The following is a 20491-nucleotide window of genomic DNA, read 5'->3' as shown; positions in this document are numbered from 1 at the left end:
TCATGGCAATTCAGTCCAAGAGAGCCACACTGGACGAGCTGTACGAAGAATGGGAGCGGGAGGAGATATCGCCCTTCTTCCCCGTCATCGAGGAGAACAACGGCAACTCCGTCACGACCGACCGGCATCAGAACCTGCTCATGTTCGGCTCCTGCGACTACCTGGGGCTCTCCCAGGACCCCGCGCTCAAGGCGGGCGCGATCAGGGGTATCGAGCGGTACGGTACGAACACCTACGGCGCCCAGCTGCTCTGCGGCCACACACGTATCCACCACGAGGTCGAGGAGCGGCTGACGGCGCTTTCGCCTGCGCACTCCGCGATCCTCTTTCCGTCCGGAATGGCGGCGAATCTCGCGCTGATCTCAGCCATGGCGTCCTCGGAGGATGTCATCCTCAACGACCGCACCGACCATGTCTCCATTTTCATGGGGAGCACGCTGTCGGGCGCCGAGATGAGGACGTTCCCGCACAACAACATGGCCAAACTGGAGAGCCTGCTGCGGCAGTACGGTGAGAAGCGCCGACGGATCATCATCGTCGACGGCCTCTACAGCGCCGACGGCGATTTCGCCCCGCTGGACCGGATCGCCGAACTCGCCGCCGAGTACGACGCCAGGATCCTTGTCGACGAGGCACATTCCTTCGGCATCGTCGGCCCCAACGGACTCGGTGTCGCAGAGCATTTCGGTGTGCTGGATCAGGTGGACGCCATCGTCGGCACCATGAGCAAGGCGCTGGGCAGCGTCGGCGGCTTCGTACTGGCCCGCAAGCCGCTCGAACGTGAACTCCGTTACATGGCGCCCTCCTACACCAGCTCGCGCGGCTCCGCTCCCGGCGTCGCGGGGGCGACCCTGGCCTCACTCTCCGAACTCGCCACCCGGGGGCCCGAGTTGCGGCAGCGCCTGGCGGACAATGTGGCGCTGATCCTGGGGCGGCTGAGAAAGGCCGGGATCGATCTGATGAAGACGCGCAGCCATATCGTGCCCGTACTCATCAAGGACGAGCGCAAGACGGTCGAAGTGGCCAACTGGCTCATGGAGCACGGCGTGTTCACCGCGGCCTTCGTCTATCCGCATGTGCCCATGGGGACAGGCCGGCTGCGGGTCGGTGTGACCAGTCGGCACACGACAGAGGAATGCGAACGGCTTGTCGAGCTCCTTGTCGAGGCCCGTGACAAGTTCTCGTTCTGACACCGCGCGCGTCGGACCGACACCGCACGCCTCTGCGTACCACCGCGTCACCCCACAGCGTGGATCACAGCACCGCCGGCACCGGCGGGCATGGAGGGAGAAGAATGATGACGAGGTCGGCCGTGCTCGCCGGGCTCGGATCGTGGGTTCCGCCGGACGTGGTCACCAACGAGACGCTGGCCCGGCGGATCGACACCTCGGACGAGTGGATCACCACCCGTACCGGAATCCGTCGGCGCCATGTCGTGTCGCCGGGTGTCAGTACGGGAGACCTGGCCGTCGAGGCCGGCCGCCGGGCGCTTGCCGCTGCTGACGGAATCGTCGTCGACCATCTCGTACTCGCGACGGCGACACCCGACAGGCTCTGCCCGGCCACCGCGCCGGACGTCGCCTCGCGCCTGGGCCTCGGCCCCATCCCCGCCTTCGACATCTCGGCGGTGTGCACCGGCTTTCTGTACGGTCTCCAGACCGCACGGGCCTTCATCGCCGCCGGACTGTCACAGGCGGTTCTGCTGATCGGCGCCGACACGTTCAGCACCTATCTCGATCCGACGGACCGTGTCACACTGCCGATCTTCGGCGACGGGGCGGGCGCGGCCGTCCTCCGCGCGGGCGACGCGGACGAGCACGGTGCCCTGGCCGGCGTCACTCTGCACAGCGACGGGACCCTGGCGGATCTGATCGCCGTGGACGGCGGCGGCGCCCGCGCCAGATCGGCCGGGAGCACGGCACCGTCGTACCTGCGGATGCAGGGGCGCAGCACCTTCAAGCGGGCCGTACGCCACATGGAGGACGTGACCCGGCACACCCTCACCGAGGCCGGCTGGCGGACCGACGATGTCGACCATGTCGTCGGCCATCAGGCGAACGAACGGATCCTCCGGTCACTCGCACGGCAACTGGGCACGGACGAGGAGAAGACCGTCCTCCATCTGCGGGACGTGGGCAACACCGCCGGGGCGTCGATCCCGTTGGCGCTCGATCACGCCTGGCGCGCCGGACGGTTCGCCGCGGGCGACAGGATCGTGATGCCGGCCTTCGGCGCGGGGGCCACCTGGGGTGCGGCGGCTCTTACCTGGCCCGATCTCAAGGCCCCTGAGGCTCCTGAGACTCCGGGGGAGTGAGCGCGCCGCCCGGCACCTCGTGGGGAACCCAGAGCGGATCCTCACGAGGTGCGGCGGCGTCCGTGCACACGGCGAGTACGTGTGACGCCCCCTGCCGACGGAGCAGCAGCCGTACGGGGAGCGGCTCACCACGGGCCGTACGAGCGGTGAAGTCGCTGCCCTCCCCGCTCTCCCGGCTGTCCCCGCTCTTCCCGTCCTGGACGACGAAGGAGTCCAGCCGGGTGCGCAGCCCCTGGCCGGTGTGCTTCGTATAGCTCTCCTTGAGCGCCCACAGCGCGTGGAACCGGTACGTCCGGTCCGCACCGGCGCGCTCCGCGACCGACGCCCACTCCTCGGGATGGAAATACCGCTTGCCCACGTCGGGGTTGGCGGCGCCGATCCGCTGGATGTCGACGCCGACGGGAAGTACGTCCACGGCGAGCGCGACCAGGTCCCCGGAGTGGCTGAGGCTGAAGTGGAACCACGGCATGCCGGCCACGAACGGCTTGCCGAACGCGTCACGTTCGACTCCGACGGGTCCTGTCACACCATGCTCGGCCGCCAGCACCCACCGCAGCAGTGACCTGCCGGTACGGGACTGGGCTTCGCGGCTCACCCGGTCACCCGGGACACGCGTCCAGTACACCTTCAACGCTGCGGATAGGTGCTGTAGATGGTGGCCGGCTCGGCCGGCAACGGCCGGTCCGGGGAGAACTGCGGCAGATCGTAGCCAGATATCAGGAAACTGCTGTAACCGACCGGGGCGGAGCTCTCCGCCCAGAACACCCCGCCGGCAATCACGTGGCCGTCGCTGCCGGGCCCGGCCTCCAGAACAAATGCGCGCCAGTCGTGCCACGGGCGCGGATCCGCAGCCCTTAGCCGTTCCTCCTCCGGTCCGGACGGCAGGCGTATGGTCAGCGACTGGTAGCGATCGCGGATCGAAAGTGCGCCGACATCCGTGAACAGAATCTCCAACGTAGTGTGCAGCCTCGCGTCGGTGTCCCGTTCACCGCGAAACAGCACCTGGCTGTGACCGATGATGTATGTGAAGAGACGCAAGGGCCGCTCGAAGGAAACCGGCAGGTCCACCAACTCGGTCCGTCGCCCCGGCACAAGAACCCCTCCACCTCTGCACGCGATGACGCCTCGCCCTCTGGGTTTCTGCCATCCTAGCCCGCTGCCGCTATGCGAAGCCTGATCGTGCGGGACTGAGGCCGGAGCGCGAACTCGGGCCACACATCCGGTCCGCAGGCCCGTGAGCCGAGCCCGTGCTGGGCCGCGTCGACGAGCAGATAGCTCGTCGATGAGTCCGGAAGCTCAAAGGGGTGGCCGGCTCGGGCGATCTGCTGTGGGGTGTGGCGGCTGAGTGTGAAGCCGGGGCGGCGTCCTTGTGCGTCCGGGATCGCCGCGAAACGCAGCGCCGGTGTGTTACCACTCGTCAGCGCCAGTCGGCGCAGTTGGGAGCGGTGCCCCGTCTCCTGGGGCCTTGCGTAGTCGACCGAGAGATCGCGGATGGTGGCGGAGAAACGGCCGGTGCGTGCCGCGCGGAGACTGTCGGGGTAGGACTCGTGCGGGCCGAGGCCGAACCACTCGGCGCCATCGATGGGAGCTGTTCCGTCGGGCAGATCGAAACGGATCCCGATCCGCGGCCACACCGTCTGCCAACCGCTCGAAGGCTCTATCTCCACCCGCAGTTCGAGTTCGTCGCCCTCGACCGACCAGACGGACTCCACCATCACCGACAGGGCGGAGTTCGCCGGGGAGACCCTGGCGAGCATGTGCAGGGCGTCCGCGGTGCGCTCCACGGACACTCGCCGTGTGGTCAGCCGGTCGAGACCGTCGCGACGCCACAGTTCGGCGTGGGAGACCCCGGCGATGCCGGCGTCGCTGTCCTCGACTTCCCCGGACGTACCTTCGTCGTTGTCGGTCGGGGCACGGAACAGTTCCAGCCGTGGGCCCGCCACCGCGCGCCCGGCGAGGCGCACGAGGGACCCGTCGACGAACTCGGCGATGCCGAGGTCCAGTGTCCCGACGCTCCGCCGCCAGTCGGTCCGGGGCCGGACACCGGGCGCGGGACGGCGCGTCGAACGGTCCAGTTGGGCGGTCGCGATCACATGCCCCTCGCGCGCCCAGGCGGTGTCGGCAGCCAGTACCACCTCGACGGTGAGCCATGTCTCCGAGTTCCGCGACACCGGGATCCGTGGCAGCGGCACACGCACCGACTCGCCCGCCGCGACGACAGGGACCCCCAAGTCCCCGGAATCCACAGGCGTGCCGTCGTGCTCGACGCGCCAGCGGAAGCGCAGGTCGGACGTGTCAGCCGAGTGCCGCAGGTTCGCGATCGCGACATCGTCACCGTCGAAGGTGAAGCCGACCGGCTGTACGACCGCCTTGAACTCGTGGAGACCGGGAGTCGGGACGTCGTTGCTCAACAGCACCCCGTCCATCACGAAGTTGCCGTCATGGACGACCTCCCCGAAGTCGCCGCCGTACGCGTAGTACGGCGTACCGTCCGGGGCCGTCGTCAGAATGCCGTGATCGCGCCACTCCCAGACGAAACCGCCGTGCAGCCGCGGATGTTCGTGCACCAGCGCCTCGTACTGGTCGAGCGCGCCGGGCCCGTTGCCCATCGCGTGGGCGTACTCGCAGAGCAGGAACGGCTTGGTGCGCTGCCGGGCGCCCTGTGCGGGAGTGCAGTTCAGCAGTGGCGAGCGTGAACCGTCGGTTCCGATCTGCTCGGTCTCGACCACCGACGCGTACATGCGCGAGTAGACGTCGGTGTATTCGCCGGTGTGATCACCTTCGTAGTGCACGGGCCGTCCGGTGTCGCGGGCGTGGACCCACGCGGACATCGCGGCGAGGTTGCTGCCGGTTCCCGCTTCGTTGCCCAGCGACCAGATCACGACACTGGGATGGTTCTTGTCCCGTTCGACGGTGCGCTGGATGCGGTCGAGGTACGCCGTACGCCACGCCGGGTCGTCGCTCGGATTGCCGGCCCAGTCCACTGTGGTGAAGCCGTGCGTCTCCAGATCGCATTCGAGGACGACCCAGAATCCGAGTTCGTCGGCAAGGTCGAGCAGCCGCGGATGCGGCGGGTAGTGGCTGGTGCGGATCGCGTTCACATTGAACCGCTTCATCCGGGCCAGGTCCTCGCGGGCGTGCTCCTCGTCGAAGACACGGCCGCGCTCGGGATGGGTCTCGTGGCGGTTCATCCCGTGGAACACAACACGGCGGCCGTTGACCAGGAACCGGTCGCTGCGGATCTCGACCGTGCGGAAGCCGATGCGCATGGCGATGCTCTCCGCGGACGTCGACACGGTGACGTCGTACAGGCGCGGCTGCTCGGCCGACCACGGCTCCACGCCGTCGATGTCGAGCGGGGCCACATCGGCCGCCGTCGCCCAGACCTGCTCGATACCGAGTTCGGGGAGGCGCAGTGTGATCGGAAATGCCGCAGCATCGGCGGTGACCTCCGTCTCGACCCGTCCGCGCCCGTTCTCGAACCCGGTCCGCAGCCAGACGTCCTCGATGCCTCCGGCCGGGCGCGCGATCAGAGTGACATCACGGAAGATGCCCGGCAGCCACCACTGGTCCTGGTCCTCGACATAGCTGGCCGCCGACCACTGGTGCACCCGGACGGCGACGACGTTGTCACCCGGGCGTACGGACGATGTGACATCGAATTCGTGGGCGAGCCGGCTGCCGCTGGCGCTGCCGATCTCGTCGCCGTTCACCCACAGCTTGAAGAGCGACTCGACACCGTCGAACCGCAGCACAACACGCTCGGCCCCCGACCAGTCGGCGGGCACGTCGAAGTGGCGGCGGTAGTCACCGGTGGGGTTCTCGTCCGGAACATGGGGCGGGTCTATCGGGAACGGGAACTGCACGTTGGTGTAGATCGGCCGGCCGTAGGCCCCGTCACCTTGGAGCACCCAGTGGGAGGGCACCGGGATGCTGTCCCAGCCGCCGTCGTCGAAGCCTTCGGCCGCGAAGTCCTCCGCCACCGCCGCCGTCGGCGACAGCCGGAAACGCCACTGCCCGTTCAGCGAATACGAGGGGGCGTCGGAGTGCAGCCACGAGCGCGCCGGGCGCAGCGCGCCACGCCCTGGTGTGATGTCCGAAACGTACGCGGAAAGCTCGGAGGGCACGAGGTCACAACTCTTTCTTGATGACAAAGGGAGCCGAACGCCGGCTGTGTGCGCCGGCTTGTGTACGGATGCGGTTGTCTACCGGACCACGACCGTTCGGATCTCCCATGGGCCGAGGGCGAGTTCGAGTCCGTCCGCGACCGGCGTCGTGGAGAGCGGCCGGCCGAGCAGGTCGACCGTGGTGGCTTCGGTGAACGCGCCCGTCACACGGGCGGTCGATCCCGTACCGCTCATCGCGGCCAGCCGCACCTCGGTGCCGGCACCGCGCTCGTCGTCGGTGACGCGGCGGATGCTCGACACGAAAACGTCCGCGCCGTCGACCCGTACGCCCGTTGCGTCCGGGGGCAGTTGGTCCCCGGCGGGCGCGGTCCCGCGGGCGACCAGCACGTCGTTACGGAAGTCCTCGGCGAGGGCGACCGCGTTCGCCCCCTGCCAGCCGGAAGCCGAGGGCACGACGGCGAAACGGTTCTCGATGCGTACGCCGAGATCCTGCGCGCCCGGTGCGGGAATCTCGCTCGCCGCGGGCTCGTCACGGAGCGGATGGATATTGACGCTGATCGACCCGATCGCCCGCAGCAGTGTGATGGCGAGTTCGGAGCCGTCGCCGACGAGTTCGTACTCGGTGGTGTGGTCGAGCAGTACGTGGGCGGCGCCGGCCGACACGAACGAACCAGCCGGGAAGGTCGGGATCGGGAATTCGCCCCAGCCGCCCTCGGCGGTCAGCCCGCGTTCGGTGACGGCGAACTGCCCGCCGGACGCGGACACGTCCACCGGCTCGGGCAGCGGTACGTGGAAACGCAGCCGGTGGTCGGCGGACTGGTTCAGGAACGAAGTGGAGACACGTACGAACGGCTCACCCGCGCGCACCTCGACGACCGTCTCCACCGGGGTCGGGACGGCCGTACCGCTGCGCAGATCACGGTCGGAGGAGAGCGCGGTGGGCCATTCGTAGACGCGGGTGACACGCATCCTCGAACGCAGCGGACCGTTCTCAAGGAGTTCGACGGCGGCCTCCGTCGGCTCCGACACGAGCACATCCTGGGCCGGCGGCGCGTAGTTGTAGCTGTCGCCGCGGTCACCGCCGTCGACGAGGCGGCCCACTCCGCGCAGTACGGTGCCGTCGGCTCCCGTCACGTCCAGGGTGCCGTCGGCGGCGACCTCGACCTCGACCAGTCCGTTCGACAGCGCGCGGGCCGACGCCGTCGCGGGTGCGAACGCCGTCGACGGCGGGTCGGTACGGTCGCTCGGTCCGACCCGGAAGCTCGCGAGCCCGGAGGCGGGGACGCGCACGGGCACCAGCGCGGTCGCGCGGGCTTCCTCCAGCGTCAGCACCGTCCACTCGCCCGGATGCGCGGCGGCCGCGGCGGCGACCTCCCGGCGCAGGATCAGCAGGTCGAACGGTCCGCTGCTCGGCACCTCGGCGAGATGGAAGACGAGCGAGCCCGGGGTGAGTTCGTAGTGGTCGATCAGACGGCCGAAGAGTTCACGGCGGTGAATACGGCGCAGTACACGTTCGAGCTGCGAGGCGTCCATGCGCTCGTCGCTCAGTACGGTCGGGGCCTCCGAGACCGGCTGTACGGGATGCGTCGAGCCGTCGGCGGCGGTCGCGACCAGATGGGTTCCCCCGGGCGGGGCCACGACATCCACCTCGACCAGAGCCGTACGCGGGAACGGCAGTGTGTTGGCGACCAGGTAGCCGTCGCTCGGTACCAGCGCCGCGGGCTCGGCGAGTGCCGCGTCCCGGACCGCGCGCGCGGTGTGCGTGGCTTCGGCGAGACGCGCTTCGACCTGATCGGCGGTCTCGTCGGTGCCGGAGCCGACGACCGAATCGTGTGCGCTCGACTCGATGATCTTGTGCCATGCCAGCGAGAGGAACGGTGAGTCGTCGCGCCCGGACCACAGCGCGTTCATCCGCTCGGCGTGGTCGACGGTGCGCTCGGCGACAGCCATCCGCTGCTTGAGAGCGAGCCGTACGGAGAGCACGCCCGGGAGGATGTTGCCGCGCACATGGCTGCGCAGCTCACCGGTCACGACGGCGGAGACCTCGTCGCGTACATGCTCACGGATGTACTCGTCGAGCGTCGCGATGGTGATGGGGCGCTCGGCGCTGGACGCACGCCGCAGCCAGGCCGCGAGCTGCGGATCGGGCGCGTTGTGATCGGTGCCGGCCATCGCGAGCACCGGGTCGCCACCCCACCGCCCGGCCGTCATCTCCGCGTACTCGCCGAGCGCGCGCCCGATCTGCTCGGGTACCAGCAACACGTCGAGGCCGTTGTCGTAGCCGTCGAAGAGGAACTCCGTGCGCACTTCGGAACCGTCGGGAGCACGCCAGCGGAAGGCGTGACCGTCGACAGAACCGGGAACACCGCGCCACAGCGCCGCATGCTTGATTCCGGCGCGCGCCAGGATCTGTGGCATCTGCGCGACATGGCCGAACATGTCCGGCAGATAGCCGATGGGCATCGAACCGCCGAGGGCCGCCGCGGCCGCCCATCCCATCTGCAGATTGCGCACGATGGTCTCGCCGGAGCACAGGAACTCGTCGAGCAGGATGAGCCACGGCCCGATGGCGAGCCGCCCGTCGGCGACCAGTGCCACGACCCGGTCGCGGTTCTCCGGCCTCATCTCCAGATAGTCCTCGATCGCGGCCATCTGCCCGTCGACGGTGAACCGGAAGTCCGGGTTCGCCTCGGCCGTCTCCAGCACGGTGTCGAGAGCGGCGACAAGCCGGTGCCGGAAGACCTGGAAAGGCTCGTACCATTCCCGGTCCCAGTGGAAATGGGGCACGAAGACGGCGGAGTTCTGCATGGGGAGTTGGACCTTCTGTGTCGGCGGGGGAGAGGCAGGAGACCGGGGGTACGGAGTCACTTGAGGGAGCCGGCGGCGAGACCGGTGCGCCAGAACCGCTGGAGCAGGATGAACAGGATGATCACGGGCGCGATCGAGACCAGCGAGCCGGTGATCACGGATTCCTGGAGGAGCGGAGCACGGGCGGTCTGTCCGTTCCACTGGTAGAGGCCGAGTGTGATCGGGAAGAGCGACTCCTTCTGCAGCATCACCATCGGCAGGAAGAAGTTGTTCCAGATGGCGACGAACTGGAACAGGAAGATGGTCACCAGCGACGGTGTCATCAGCCTGAACGCCACCGAGAAGAACGTACGGAACTCGCCGGCCCCGTCCAGCCGCGCCGACTCGATGATCTCCTGCGGAACGGCGGCCGCGGCGAAGATCCGGGCGAGATAGACGCCGAACGGGCTGACGATGCTGGGCAAAAACACCGCGAGATACGTGTTGACGATTCCGGTCGCCGAGAAGAGAAGGAACAGCGGGAGCGCGAGCGCGGTGGTGGGAACGAGAACACCGCCGAGGATGACGGAGAACAGGAACTCGCGGCCCCGGAAGGAGAACTTGGCGAGCGCGTAGCCGCACAGCGCGGAGATCAGGGTTCCGACGGCCGCGCCCAGCACCGCGTAGATCACACTGTTCAGAGCCCACCGACCGAAGATGCCGTCGCTGCGGCTGAACAGGGTGGACAGGTTGTCGAACAGGTCGAAGTGCGAGAACGCCAGCCCGTTGGTGGAGGCGAGGTCGCCCTGCGGTTTGGTCGCCGCGACGATCAGAAAGTAGACCGGCAGCAGGAAATAGATCGCCAGCAGGAACATCAGGGACATCGCAGCCGTGCGGCTGACGCGGCTTTCACGGATCAGGGGCTGGTTGCTCACAGTCCCGCCTTCTTCGAGGTGAGTCGCATGAACCCGAAGCTCAAGACGAAGGTGATGACCGCGATGACCACGGAGATCGCCGCTGCCTGCTGGTAGTTGTTCCCGGAAGCCACCGCGTACGCGAGCATGTTCGGTGTGAATGTGCTGGAGATGTTCGAGGAGATCTGGCGCAGCACGGCCGGCTCGGCGTAGAGCTGCAGTGTGCCGATGATCGAGAACACCGTGGTGAGGATGATCGACGGAGCGATGATCGGGACTTTGATCTGCCACGCGATCGTCCAGTTGCTCGCACCGTCGAGCTTGGCGGCCTCGTAGAGTTCCTCCGGGATCGACTGGAGCGCCGAGAACATGATCAGCATGTTGTAGCCGGTCCAGAGCCAGGTGGAGACATTCGCGGCCGACCACAGCACAGCGCCCGGGCCGAGGAAGTCGGGCTGGAGGCCGATGCCTTTCAGCAGGTCGACAACCGGGCTGAGCTGCGGGGAGTAGAGGTACGACCACATGATCGCGGCGATGACACCGGGCACGGCGTACGGCATGAACGCCGCGATACGGAAGAACGGCTTGAGCTTCAGCAGGGGAGTGTCGAGCAGCAGCGCCATGGCCAGCGCGACGAACAGCATGACCGGCACCTGCACGATGCCGAACAGTCCGATCCGCCCGATGCTGGCCCAGAACTCGGTGTTCTGGAAGACCTGCACGTACTGCTCGAAACCGCCGAAGGTCGTGTACGAGGTGCCGTACTGCCCGCCCGTGCGGCGCACGACGCGGAAGCTCTCCCAGATCGCGTAGGCGATCGGCACCAGGTAGAACAGCACGAACGGGAGAAAGAACGGGGTCAGGAACGCGGCGATGGTGCCCGCCCGGGGGCCGCCGCCGTTGTGACGACGGCGGCCCCCGGGCTTCGCCACCACGTGGGTCGCGCGGGTTGCGATATCGGTCATGCTGCGGTCACTTGCCCGCCACAGCCGGGATCGCCTGATCATTCATCGACTTCAGCGCGGCTGCCTGGGCGGCCGAGAGCGCGTCGGTGAGTGTGCCACTGCCGGCCGTTGCCTTGGCCATCGCGTCCTGAAGCGCCAGGTTCACCGTCTTCTGGGTGGGACCCCAGGTGAAGCTGGTGTCGATGTTCTTGGACGAGTCCGCGAACACGTCGAAGATCTTCTGGTTGTTGTAGTACGGGACGCCCTGCGAGAGCGCGGGAAGCTTCGCACCGGTGGTGGCTGCCGGGTAGAGCCCGCCCAGCTTGTTCTCCAGCGCGAGGGCCTCCGGGTCGGTGTTCAGCCAGGAGTTGAACTTGACCGACTCGTACAGATGCGTGCTGCCCTTCATGAACGCGACGGTGGAGCCGCCCCAGTCGCCGGACGCGGCGCTCGAACCCCATGTCGGCATCGGGACGATCGTCCACTTGCCGGCCTGGTCGGGCAGGTTGTCGCGGAACATGCTGTAGCCCCAGGCGGCGCCGACGTAGGTGGCGAGCTGGTTCTTCTGGTACGCGGCGTACATCTGGGTCGAACCATGGGCGAGGTCGGTACGGACGAGCTTGGCGTCGATCAGCTTCTGCCAGTACTCGGCGACCTGCTTGCTCTGGTCGGACGCCACGGTGACATGCCACTTGTCGCCGGAGTACGCGTACATCTCGGCGTTGTTCTGCCAGAGGAGTCCGTTGAACCACTCGGCGTTGTTCGGGTCGAAGGACGTGATGGTGAGACTGGGGTCCGCGCTGTGCAGCTTCTGCGCGTCCGCCGCGTACTCGTCCCAGGTCTTCGGGATCGTGAGGCCGTGCTGCTTGAAGATGTCGCCGCGCACATAGAGGGCCATCGGGCCGGTGTCCTGCGGGAAGGCGAACACGCCGGTGTCGCCGAAGCTGGTCTGCGACCAGGTCCACGGCACGAACTTCGACTTGGCCGCGGTGGCCTCCGAGCAGGCCGAGGCGTCCACGAAGGCGTTCTGGGTGCGCAGGTTGGGGAGTTCGTCGTAACCGACCTGGGCGAGGTCCGGAGCCTTGCCCGCCTTGAGGGCGTTGCCGATGGTGCCGTACTGGTCGTTGGAGATGTTCTTCATCTCGACCTGGATGTCCGGGTTCTTCTTGTTCCACAGGGCGATGACCTGGTCCATGCCCGGAACGGTGTTCCAGTACTGGAGTGTGACCTTGCCCTTCGCGGGCGCACAGGGGGCCTCGGACGCGTCGGCACCCGACGGAGCGGGCGACGAGCACCCGGCGAGTACGGCGATACTGGCTGCCGCGGCGACGGCGGCTAGGCGGATGCGCGTGACTGTGCTGCTCATATCTTCCGTTCCAGAGGACGACTAGCGACGGGCGCTAGACGGGTCGACGTTGACACCTCAGGCGGGGATGCCTTCTGGTTGGAATGGACAAGGACGCAACGGTGTCGGTTCAGCGCCGAGCGCCGCGGCGGGCAGGGGACCATGTATTCCATGTGTACTTGATGCGTGTACTTGATGCCCGTGAGCGTTCACGTGAACGTTCACGGGAGCGCTCACGGGGCCTTTGCGAATTGGTCGGAAGTCTGCGCTCCGGTGCGGCCGAGTGTCAAGACTTTCGGTCGCGCACGAGTCCGGCAGGTTAAGCGGAGCCACCCAGCCGCAGTTCGGCCCGTACGACGAGACCGTCGGCCCCGAGCGGATTCACCCCGGTCAGCAGGCGCCCGACCTGGTCGATGGCGAGCGCGCCGAGCTTCCGCGTGTCGAGGGCGACACTGGAGAGCGGGGGCTCGACGAGGGTGCCGAGCTGCAGTCCGTCGAAGCCGATCACGGCGAGATCCCGCGGGACGCTCCTGCCGAGCCGGCGCGCCTCGCGCAGGGCGCCGATCGCGATGATGTCGTTGAAGGTGAAGACCGCGGTGACATCGGGGTGGGCGGTGAGCAAGGTCCTGAGCGCCGCTCCGCCGCCGTCGGCCGACTGGTCCGCGCCGACCACCATGCCCGAGTCGATCCCGTAAGCCGCCGCGGCCGTGGTGAACCACTCGCGCCGGACGCTCGGCTCGGCGCGGCCGTCGTGGTCGAGCATCCCGATCCGGCTGTGCCCCCGCGCCACCAGGTGCGCGACCGCGGCGTGGACGCCCTCCTCGCCGTCGATCCGGATCGAGCTGAACCGTGCCGTGTGGTGTTCGCGGCCGATGAGCACCACCGGGGCGCCACGGGTGAACCGTTCGAGATCGTCCTCGGAGCAGCGGAAGTAACCGACGACCGCGTCCACCTGCGAGGCGATCACCTGCAGTGTGCCGAGTTCCTCCTCGGCCCTGTCCGCGGTGTCGTATACGACGACGTGCCAGCCGCGGGCCCGGGCCGCCTCCAGCGCGGCCGCGGCGACCTCGGTGAAGAACGGGTTGAGCAGGTCAGGGATCACCAGGCCGATGGTGGTGGTGTCCTGCCGGACCAGCCCGCGGGCGAACCGGCTCGGCCGGTAGCCCAGCTCGCGGGCGGCGTCGAGCACGCGCTGTTTGGTGGACCCGTCGATCTCGTCCTTGTCGTTGAGCGCCCGTGACACGGTCTGACGGGACACCCCGGCGGACCGGGCGACGTCATGGATCGTGACCCTCCGGGGTTCCGTCCCCGACGACGACACCATCGCGTACCTCCCGCTGCCGGCGGGCACCCGTGTGCCCGCAGGGCCGAGTATGCCAGCGGTGGCGGCCTGGACGGTCCGTGGACTACGGTCGGCAGCCGTCGTACGTCACAACGGCCTTCGGCGCATCAACGTGTGGCGTGTGCGAAGTCACTTTCGGCGCCGCCTCCCCGACGCTCGCCACCATGATGGGGCTGGGAGTGGGGCTCGACTACGCGCTGTTCCTGACCACCCGCTGCCGCAAACTCCTGCACGACAGCCCGGACGCGGCCACCGCGCTCGGCAGGACCGTCTCGACCAGCGGCCGGGCCGTCATCGTGGCCGCCGTAACCGTGGCCATCGCTCTGGCCGGTCTCTACGCGTCGGGCATTGTGTTCATCGGCACGCTCGGTGCGGCCGCGGCCGTCACCGTCATGGTCGCGGCCGGTGCGTCCCTCACCCTCGCGCCCGCTCTCCTCGGTGTCGTCGGTACGAAGATCGACAAGTGGCACATCCGTACCCCCGTCGACGAACCTGACGCGCAGGACGACATCTGGGCCCGCTGGGCCGCGAACGTCGAACGGCGTCCCTGAGCATGCCTGCTGGCCGGCGTCCTGCTGCTGGGGATCCTCGGTATCCCCGTCGCGTCGATCGATCTCGGACACCTGGACCCGGGCAACGATCCCGCGCAGACCACCAGCCGCCGTGCCTACGACCTGATGACAGACGGATTCGGCCCCGGCTCCAACGGGCCCCTCACCGTTGTGGTCGCACTCGACCAGAAGCAGACGTCCACGTTCGGCGACCGCCAAGTGCTCGCCGGCTCCGTACGGGACGTCATCGCCGACACCGGCAACGTCGCCTCCGTGGGCCCCGCCGTCACCAGCCCCGACAACGCGCTCTTCACCGTCAGTGTCACACCGAATACAGGTCCTCAGGACGATGCCACTGCCGAACTGGCCCACACCCTCCAGGACACCGTGCTGCCCAGGACCGTGGAAAGCGATGGCGCGCAGGCGTATGTCACCGGTACGACGGCTGGGCAGATCGCCTTCACCGACATTGTCGTGAAACGCCTGCCGCTCATCATCGCTGTGGTCGTCGCCGCTGCGTTTCTCCTGCTGCTTCTGGTCTTCCGCAGTGTTGTGATCGCGATCTGCGCCACCGTTCTCAACATGCTGTCGATCGCCGCCGCCTACGGCGTTGTGGTCGCCTCGGCCGCAGCCTTCGAGCCGGTTCCGTAGGCTCCGCAAGAACAAACCCCTCATGGCCGTGCTGCTCGCGTGCGCCACTGCCGTGATCGGGCAGCGTACGGGCCGAGATCGACGTACCGGCCAGTGCGATAGCGCAGCAGGTCGGCCAGGGCAAGGTCCAGGTCGCCGGGGTCCGGCCCGACCCCGGCACGGGCACACTCACACTCCAGATGGGGCCGGGCGGGGTCGCGGAGGTCAGCCTCAGACCCACGATAGACGCCGGTCGTCTGACCTTCGCCCTGGACGCGGTGAACGTCTTCGGCCGGCCGGCGCCCGACCAGTACAGACAGACCATCGAGGAGCGACTGCCCAACGGCTCCCGGCAGAAGGCGTACCCGCTCGGTATGTCCATGACGTCGGTCCAGGTGACCAACAGCGGCGTACGGGTCACACTGCGGGGCAACCCCACCGAACTGAAACGCTCCTGACGCCAACACGCCGATCACAGCGGTGGGACCGTACCCGAACCCGGCTCTCTCAGTCGGGCAGCGGCAACCCCGTGTAGTTCTCGGCCAGTTCGGCCGCCGCATGCCGTGACGTCGCCAACCGCTCCAACTGCGACAGCTGCAACCGCGTCTCGAACGCCGACTGGGCCGGATCGGCATGCAGCGTCGTCGTCATGAAGTACGAGAAGTGCTCCGCCCGCCACACCCGCCGCAGGCAGGTGTCGGAGTACGCGTCCAGCAGCTCGGCCTGGCCCGTTCGCCGCCACTCGATCAGTGCACGGGCCAGCACGATCACATCGGCGGCGGCCAGGTTCAGCCCCTTCGCCCCGGTCGGCGGGACGATATGGGCCGCGTCGCCCGCCAGGAAGACCCGGCCGTGGCGCATGGGTTCGGTCACACGGCTGCGCATCGGCAGCACCGCCTTCGACGTCACCGGCCCCCGCTCCAGTTTCCAGCCGGGGTCAATGTCCGTCGCGAACCGCGCGTCGAGTTCGTCCCAGATCCGCTCGTCGGACCAGTCCTCGGGATCGGTGCCGTTGGGCACTTGGAGGTAGAGCCGGCTCACCGACGCCGACCGCATGCTGGCGAGCGCGAAGCCGTGCGCCGAGTGGGCGTAGACCAACTCCTCGTACACGGGCGCCGCTTCGGCCAGAATGCCGAGCCAGGAGTAGGGATACGTCCGTTCGTACGTGGTTCGCACGGATGCGGGGACCGCATGGCGGCTCACACCGTGGAAGCCGTCGCAGCCGATGACGTAGTCGCAGATCAGTGTCCGTTCGCGGCCTTCGTGCAGATACCGGACCGTCGGGCTGTCGCTGCCGGCGCCCTCGACGGAGGTCACCTCGGTGTTGAACAACAGCGGGCCGCCGTCGGCGAGTTGGAGAGCTATGAGGTCTTTCACGACCTCGGTCTGGGCATACACCATCACACCGCGCCCGCCGGTGAGGGACGGGAAGTCGACGCGGTGCGCGCGGCGGCCGAAGCGCAGCTCGATGCCGTGGTGGGGCATGCCCTCGCGGTCCATCCGTTCCCCCGCCCCGGCGGCGCGGAGGGCGTCCGCGGTGGCCTGTTCGAGGATGCCGGCGCGCTGCCGTTGCTCGACGTACGCGCGGTCGCGGCGCTCCAGGACGACGCTGTCGACGCCCGCGTTGTGCAACAGCCTCGCGAGCAGCAGTCCGGCGGGCCCGGCACCGACAATGCCGACGGTGGTGCGCATCAGCGCTCCTTTTCCTCTTGTCTTCCTCTTGTGTTGGTCAGGCTTCTTTGCGGTGCGTCAGGCCGGGGCGAGTGATGGCGTCCGCTGCTCTCGTACGTACAGGTAGATCACCGCACTGGCGATCATCAGGCCGCCGTCGATGTAGATGGCACCCACCCACGTACCGTACGCGTCGAAGAGCGCGCCGCCGAGTGCCGGACTGATGACCGCGCCGATCTCGCCGATCAGGTTCCACATGCCGAAAGCCGCGCCCCGCTGGTGCTCCTCGACGACTTCGGCGAGAAGTGCGTGAGCCATGGGCTGCAGGGCGTTGAAGAACAGGCTTGCGGTGAAGAGCATCACCGACATGACCACCAGCGAAGGCTTCCCCGCGACGTTCAGATAGGCCCCGAAGGCCAGCACCAGCACCCCCTGGATCAGGGTGAACCAGACCAGCATGGGCCTGCGCCCCCAGCCCCGCTTCTTCGCCCGGTCGGAGAGCAGTCCGCCGGCGGGAAAGCCGAGAACGCCCGCTCCGGCGTTGAAGGTGGCGACCAGCGCCGCCTGCGCGAACGAGCTGTGGGCGACGTCGGCGACGATCGAGACCGACCAGAAGCTGAAGAACCACAGGTTCCACAGGATGGCGACGGCGGCGATGCTCAGCAGCATCGCGTCCCGGTTGCGGACGATCGAACCGGCCTGCCCGCCGCGCCGGGCGAAGATGACACCGACGAGCAGCAGCGCGAGCACGGTCTCGGCGACGGCCACGCCCCAGGCCGGCATCCCCGCGCTGTCGGCCACGAGGTAGACCGCCATGACGGCGGCGCAGAAGAGCGCCGATATGCCCAGCAGCCGCAGGGTGGGGCCGCCCGCCTTCAGCGGCCCGCCGAGACGGCGCAGATACGGCACCATGACGAAGCCGAAGACCAGGGTGGCACCGCCGAGGACTAGGAAGGGCATCCGCCAGCCGTCCTCCTTCCCGAAGGCGTCCACGCCCCAGTCGAGGAGGTACGGGGCACCGATCGTGGCGACGGTCAGGCCGAGCGAGAGACCGGTGATGACCACGCCCATGCCGAGACTGACCTTCCCCGGTGGCGAGTGCTTGGCGATCAGGGTGCGGTCGTTGGAGTAGAAGACGCCCTCGCCGAGCCCGGTCAGCACGCGCAGCGCCACAAACACGATCAGACCGGTGACCAGGCCGGTCACCACGGTTGTCACGCCCGCCCAGACCAGGGATATCGCAAGCATCGCACGGTGGCCGTACCGGTCGCCGAGGTAGCCGCCGGGGTACTGGGTGAGCATGTAGCCGGCGAAGAAAAGGCTGCCGATGAGCCCGCCGAGCGCGTGCGGATGGCTGGACCCGCCGATCAGGCCGATGTCGTTGTTGATCAGCCAGGTCACCACCGGGCCGGTGATGGCGCGGTCGGCATAACTGAAGAGCCAGCCGCCGAGCAGCACGGCCCAGAGTGTGTGGTACGGCCGCCAGCCCCGCCGTTCTCCGTCGCCGGCCGGTCCGCTCGATCCCGCACCGGTTGTCTGCGGCTGCATCGCGAAAGCCCCTTCCTTTGAAGCTCGTTCGTCATGTGAACTTTTCTTCGCCATGCTGGGCGGGGGGATGGTGCCACCGCCCCGAGGACGCGTCAACGGTCCCGGCAGCCTCGCGTCGGACGGTCCCGGGCGCGCCTGGACGCATGTGCCGGCAGGGGCGGCGGGGGCCGCGATCTCCGTGGTCCCTGCCTCGCGGCAGTGAAGCCCGGCCAAGATCTCGGCCGCGGTGGCGGGTGTGTTCCGGTCAATCCGTGTATGCGGCCTGGATGTGTGGTGGGGTGTCAGGGACGTGTACCGAATCCTTGGGAGGACGCTCGTTATGCATCGTTCCTTCGCACGTTCTTTTGCGCGCCGGAGTTTGCTCGGAGCCGTTGCCGGTGCCGCTGTTGGTGGCGCGGCGCTTGTGGGGCCGCTGGGTGGTTCGGCGGCCGCCGCGGGATCCGAGGGATCCGAGGGATCCGAGGGATCCGAGGGGAGGCGGTGGCCGACCGGGTTTCCGCTGCCGGACGGTTTCCGGCCCGAGGGCATCACCATCGGTTCGGCGCCGTACGCCTATTTCGGATCGATCGCGTACGGCGATGTGTACCGCGCGAGTCTCGCGACCGGCAGGGGCCGGGTGGTGGTGAAGGGGCTCGGTCCCGAACACCCCGTCACCGGGCTCAAGATCGACGCCTGGGGGCGGCTGTTCCTGTGCGGCGGGGCGAGCGGCGAGATCCGGGTCGCCGACCTCCGTACGGGCAGCATCACGAAGAGCTTCACCGTGGGCACGGACCTGTCGTTGATCAACGATGTGTTCCTGACACCTGATGCCGCCTGGTTCACCGACTCGTTCGAACCGCAGCTCTACAAACTGCCTCTCGGCCGACGGGGCGAGCCGGGGGACTGGGTCATCACTGTTCCGCTGTCGGGTGACTGGGTCCAGGGGACGGTCATCACCGCGAACGGCATCACCGCGACGCCGGACGGCCGGGCGCTGCTGGTGGCCAACGACTTCGCCGGCGGGGGGAGCCTGATGCGGGTCGATCCCCGTACCGGGGTGGCGCGCAAGGTGGACATCGGCCCAACTCTCCTGCCCAACGGCGACGGCCTGCTCCTCCTCGGCCGTCTCCTCTACGTCGTGCAGCAACGCCAGAACGCCATCGACGTCCTGCGGCTCGACAACGCCGGTACGAGGGGCACCGCGGTCACCCGTATCACTGACCCGGAGCACTTCCGCGTCCCGACGACGGCCGCGGTCTACGGCGACCGTATCTATCTCCCCAACGCCCGCTTCGACGTCGAAGCACCGACACCGGAGACGGACTACGACGTGGTGTCGGTGGAGCGAGTCCGCGCCTGACCGGCCTCCGCATGGCGGGGCGGGCTGTTTCCCGGATGGGCAGGGGACATGTGGCAGGAATAGGGTCTGATGCACTATGACGGACCATCACATCTACGGCACCAGCACCTACAACGTCGGCGAGCTGGTCCGGTGCGTCAATGACCGCCTCGGGCTGCTCTTTAGCGGGCGCGGCAGCGATTGCCAGGGCGTCTGCTACTGATCGACAGGCTTTGGCATTTGCGCGTTTCGGCGCAACGGCTGTGTTCCTCGTCGTCGGCTGTTGTACTGGGCGGTGGTATCCGCACGTTCGCAACCAAGGGGGATCCTCATGCCGTTATCGCGTCGTTCTGCCCTCGCCCTCGCCGCCGCAGCGGGCTTCGCCATGTCCGCGGCGCTCACCACGCCGGCCGCCGCGGCGGAACCGGTCGCTGCCGTTGCGTATCCGACCAGAGACGTCGATGTCACGTTCGGGGCCACCTACGTGCGTGGCACGCTGACCTGGTACAACCGGTCGGTCGGTATCACGGGAACGTACCGCGCCATCGCCAGCAGTGGCTGCCGCAGGGTGTGGGTCGGTACGTACGACATTGCCGGCGTCCCGCTGGATGCCCAGAGCACCAGCACTCTGTGCGACGGGGTGAAGCCGATCGATTTCCCGGTTCCTGCCGATGTCCCCGGCGGGGCCGCGTCGGTCCTCGTCTGTCTTGATGACGGGAACGCCGAACCGCTCAAGTGCATTGAGTACGACCGTCCCTGATGAGCCACCAACCACCAGCTCTTCTGCGGGATCACCCGCGGAAGAGCGGGATGGGCCCGGCGCCGGAACCGACAACGTGAGGTACTGCGTCGGGTCGCAGGGGGCGGTGTCGCGGGACGACGCGACCAGTGGCGCGTGACCACCCCGGCAACACCCCGTATGCCTCGGTCTTCCCCTGTGCCCCGGCCTTGGGATGTCAGCGGCGTACGGCGCGAGGCGCGCCCCTGTGTGGTCCGCCGC

General features: G+C 68.2%; 18 protein-coding genes. 8 read left to right on the top strand and 10 right to left on the bottom strand.

Features of this window, described 5'->3' with window-relative positions:
• Positions 1–2 precede the first annotated feature (2 nt).
• Both ACFU9P_RS00475 and ACFU9P_RS00470 read left to right on the top strand, forming a co-directional pair.
• A complete protein-coding gene (locus tag ACFU9P_RS00475; protein ID WP_384076623.1) occupies positions 3–1190 on the top strand; it encodes an aminotransferase class I/II-fold pyridoxal phosphate-dependent enzyme in 1188 nt (395 codons plus the stop codon).
• Between the two features lie 104 nt (positions 1191–1294).
• On the top strand, positions 1295–2314 hold the full coding sequence (locus tag ACFU9P_RS00470) for a beta-ketoacyl-ACP synthase III (protein WP_384076621.1): 1020 nt from the start codon (positions 1295–1297) through the stop codon (positions 2312–2314).
• Here the strand turns inward: ACFU9P_RS00470 and ACFU9P_RS00465 are convergent.
• From ACFU9P_RS00465 to ACFU9P_RS00430, 8 genes are all read right to left on the bottom strand, one after another.
• Complete coding sequence (locus tag ACFU9P_RS00465) at positions 2277–2909, bottom strand: 4'-phosphopantetheinyl transferase family protein (RefSeq protein WP_384076618.1); 633 nt, start codon at positions 2907–2909, stop codon at positions 2277–2279. The genes ACFU9P_RS00470 and ACFU9P_RS00465 overlap by 38 nt on opposite strands.
• Positions 2910–2941: 32 nt before the next feature.
• Positions 2942–3382 (bottom strand): hypothetical protein, encoded by a 441-nt coding sequence (locus ACFU9P_RS00460; RefSeq protein WP_384076616.1) that lies wholly within the window; start codon positions 3380–3382, stop codon positions 2942–2944.
• A gap of 80 nt (positions 3383–3462) precedes the next feature.
• Positions 3463–6441 carry a glycoside hydrolase family 2 TIM barrel-domain containing protein gene (locus ACFU9P_RS00455; RefSeq protein WP_384076613.1) on the bottom strand — a complete coding sequence of 993 codons (2979 nt, stop codon included), beginning with the start codon at positions 6439–6441 and terminating at the stop codon, positions 3463–3465.
• Between the two features lie 78 nt (positions 6442–6519).
• Positions 6520–9249 (bottom strand): alpha-mannosidase, encoded by a 2730-nt coding sequence (locus ACFU9P_RS00450; protein WP_384076610.1) that lies wholly within the window; start codon positions 9247–9249, stop codon positions 6520–6522.
• 56 nt (positions 9250–9305) lie between these two features.
• Entirely contained in the window at positions 9306–10112 is an 807-nt protein-coding gene (locus ACFU9P_RS00445; protein WP_376381196.1) for a carbohydrate ABC transporter permease, read from the bottom strand.
• A 47-nt stretch (positions 10113–10159) separates the two neighbouring features.
• On the bottom strand, positions 10160–11107 hold the full coding sequence (locus ACFU9P_RS00440; RefSeq protein WP_376381049.1) for a carbohydrate ABC transporter permease: 948 nt from the start codon (positions 11105–11107) through the stop codon (positions 10160–10162).
• A gap of 7 nt (positions 11108–11114) precedes the next feature.
• A complete protein-coding gene (locus ACFU9P_RS00435) occupies positions 11115–12452 on the bottom strand; it encodes an ABC transporter substrate-binding protein (protein WP_384076607.1) in 1338 nt (445 codons plus the stop codon).
• 298 nt (positions 12453–12750) lie between these two features.
• Positions 12751–13755: a LacI family DNA-binding transcriptional regulator gene (locus tag ACFU9P_RS00430; RefSeq protein WP_376381043.1), complete on the bottom strand. Its 1005-nt coding sequence runs from the start codon at positions 13753–13755 to the stop codon at positions 12751–12753.
• A gap of 137 nt (positions 13756–13892) precedes the next feature.
• Here ACFU9P_RS00430 and ACFU9P_RS00425 point away from each other — a divergent pair, with 137 nt between their 5' ends.
• From ACFU9P_RS00425 to ACFU9P_RS00415, 3 genes are all read left to right on the top strand, one after another.
• A complete protein-coding gene (locus ACFU9P_RS00425; RefSeq protein WP_384076604.1) occupies positions 13893–14324 on the top strand; it encodes an MMPL family transporter in 432 nt (143 codons plus the stop codon).
• Between the two features lie 6 nt (positions 14325–14330).
• Positions 14331–14975: an MMPL family transporter gene (locus ACFU9P_RS00420; RefSeq protein WP_384077883.1), complete on the top strand. Its 645-nt coding sequence runs from the start codon at positions 14331–14333 to the stop codon at positions 14973–14975.
• Between the two features lie 179 nt (positions 14976–15154).
• Positions 15155–15412, top strand: a complete 258-nt coding sequence (locus tag ACFU9P_RS00415; protein WP_384076601.1) for a hypothetical protein — start codon at positions 15155–15157, stop codon at positions 15410–15412.
• A gap of 49 nt (positions 15413–15461) precedes the next feature.
• On the opposite strand, the gene ACFU9P_RS00410 is transcribed toward ACFU9P_RS00415, so the two are convergent.
• Positions 15462–16646, bottom strand: a complete 1185-nt coding sequence (locus ACFU9P_RS00410; protein WP_384076599.1) for a 4-hydroxybenzoate 3-monooxygenase — start codon at positions 16644–16646, stop codon at positions 15462–15464.
• Positions 16647–16703: 57 nt separating this feature from the next.
• Positions 16704–18173, bottom strand: coding sequence for an MFS transporter (locus ACFU9P_RS00405; RefSeq protein WP_384076596.1), 1470 nt, complete (start codon positions 18171–18173; stop codon positions 16704–16706).
• 319 nt (positions 18174–18492) lie between these two features.
• On the opposite strand from ACFU9P_RS00405, the gene ACFU9P_RS00400 reads away from it, so the two are divergent.
• The 3 genes from ACFU9P_RS00400 (at position 18493) to ACFU9P_RS00390 (ending at position 20251) form a co-directional block, all read left to right on the top strand.
• Positions 18493–19512 carry an SMP-30/gluconolactonase/LRE family protein gene (locus ACFU9P_RS00400; RefSeq protein WP_384076593.1) on the top strand — a complete coding sequence of 340 codons (1020 nt, stop codon included), beginning with the start codon at positions 18493–18495 and terminating at the stop codon, positions 19510–19512.
• Between the two features lie 76 nt (positions 19513–19588).
• On the top strand, positions 19589–19714 hold the full coding sequence (locus ACFU9P_RS00395) for a hypothetical protein (RefSeq protein WP_384076591.1): 126 nt from the start codon (positions 19589–19591) through the stop codon (positions 19712–19714).
• A gap of 108 nt (positions 19715–19822) precedes the next feature.
• The gene (locus ACFU9P_RS00390; RefSeq protein WP_384076588.1) at positions 19823–20251 is read left to right on the top strand and encodes a hypothetical protein; all 429 of its coding nucleotides are present in this window, start codon (positions 19823–19825) and stop codon (positions 20249–20251) included.
• The last annotated feature ends 240 nt before the right edge of the window (positions 20252–20491 follow it).

The organism is Streptomyces sp. NPDC057617 (genome assembly GCF_042800555.1).
Lineage (GTDB): Bacteria > Actinomycetota > Actinomycetes > Streptomycetales > Streptomycetaceae > Streptomyces.
Note: the sequence above shows the minus strand (reverse complement) of the source record. Positions and strands in the feature narration are given on the sequence as shown.

Coding starts and splice junctions, on each gene's coding strand:
- ACFU9P_RS00475 (WP_384076623.1), top strand. CDS start 3: ATGGCAATTCAGTCCAAGAGAGCCACACTGGACGAGCTGTACGAAGAA.
- ACFU9P_RS00470 (WP_384076621.1), top strand. CDS start 1,295: ATGATGACGAGGTCGGCCGTGCTCGCCGGGCTCGGATCGTGGGTTCCG.
- ACFU9P_RS00450 (WP_384076610.1), bottom strand. CDS start 9,249: ATGCAGAACTCCGCCGTCTTCGTGCCCCATTTCCACTGGGACCGGGAA.
- ACFU9P_RS00445 (WP_376381196.1), bottom strand. CDS start 10,112: ATGTCCCTGATGTTCCTGCTGGCGATCTATTTCCTGCTGCCGGTCTAC.
- ACFU9P_RS00440 (WP_376381049.1), bottom strand. CDS start 11,107: ATGACCGATATCGCAACCCGCGCGACCCACGTGGTGGCGAAGCCCGGG.
- ACFU9P_RS00435 (WP_384076607.1), bottom strand. CDS start 12,452: ATGAGCAGCACAGTCACGCGCATCCGCCTAGCCGCCGTCGCCGCGGCA.
- ACFU9P_RS00430 (WP_376381043.1), bottom strand. CDS start 13,755: ATGGTGTCGTCGTCGGGGACGGAACCCCGGAGGGTCACGATCCATGAC.
- ACFU9P_RS00415 (WP_384076601.1), top strand. CDS start 15,155: ATGGGGCCGGGCGGGGTCGCGGAGGTCAGCCTCAGACCCACGATAGAC.
- ACFU9P_RS00410 (WP_384076599.1), bottom strand. CDS start 16,646: ATGCGCACCACCGTCGGCATTGTCGGTGCCGGGCCCGCCGGACTGCTG.
- ACFU9P_RS00405 (WP_384076596.1), bottom strand. CDS start 18,173: ATGCAGCCGCAGACAACCGGTGCGGGATCGAGCGGACCGGCCGGCGAC.
- ACFU9P_RS00400 (WP_384076593.1), top strand. CDS start 18,493: ATGCATCGTTCCTTCGCACGTTCTTTTGCGCGCCGGAGTTTGCTCGGA.
- ACFU9P_RS00395 (WP_384076591.1), top strand. CDS start 19,589: ATGACGGACCATCACATCTACGGCACCAGCACCTACAACGTCGGCGAG.
- ACFU9P_RS00390 (WP_384076588.1), top strand. CDS start 19,823: ATGCCGTTATCGCGTCGTTCTGCCCTCGCCCTCGCCGCCGCAGCGGGC.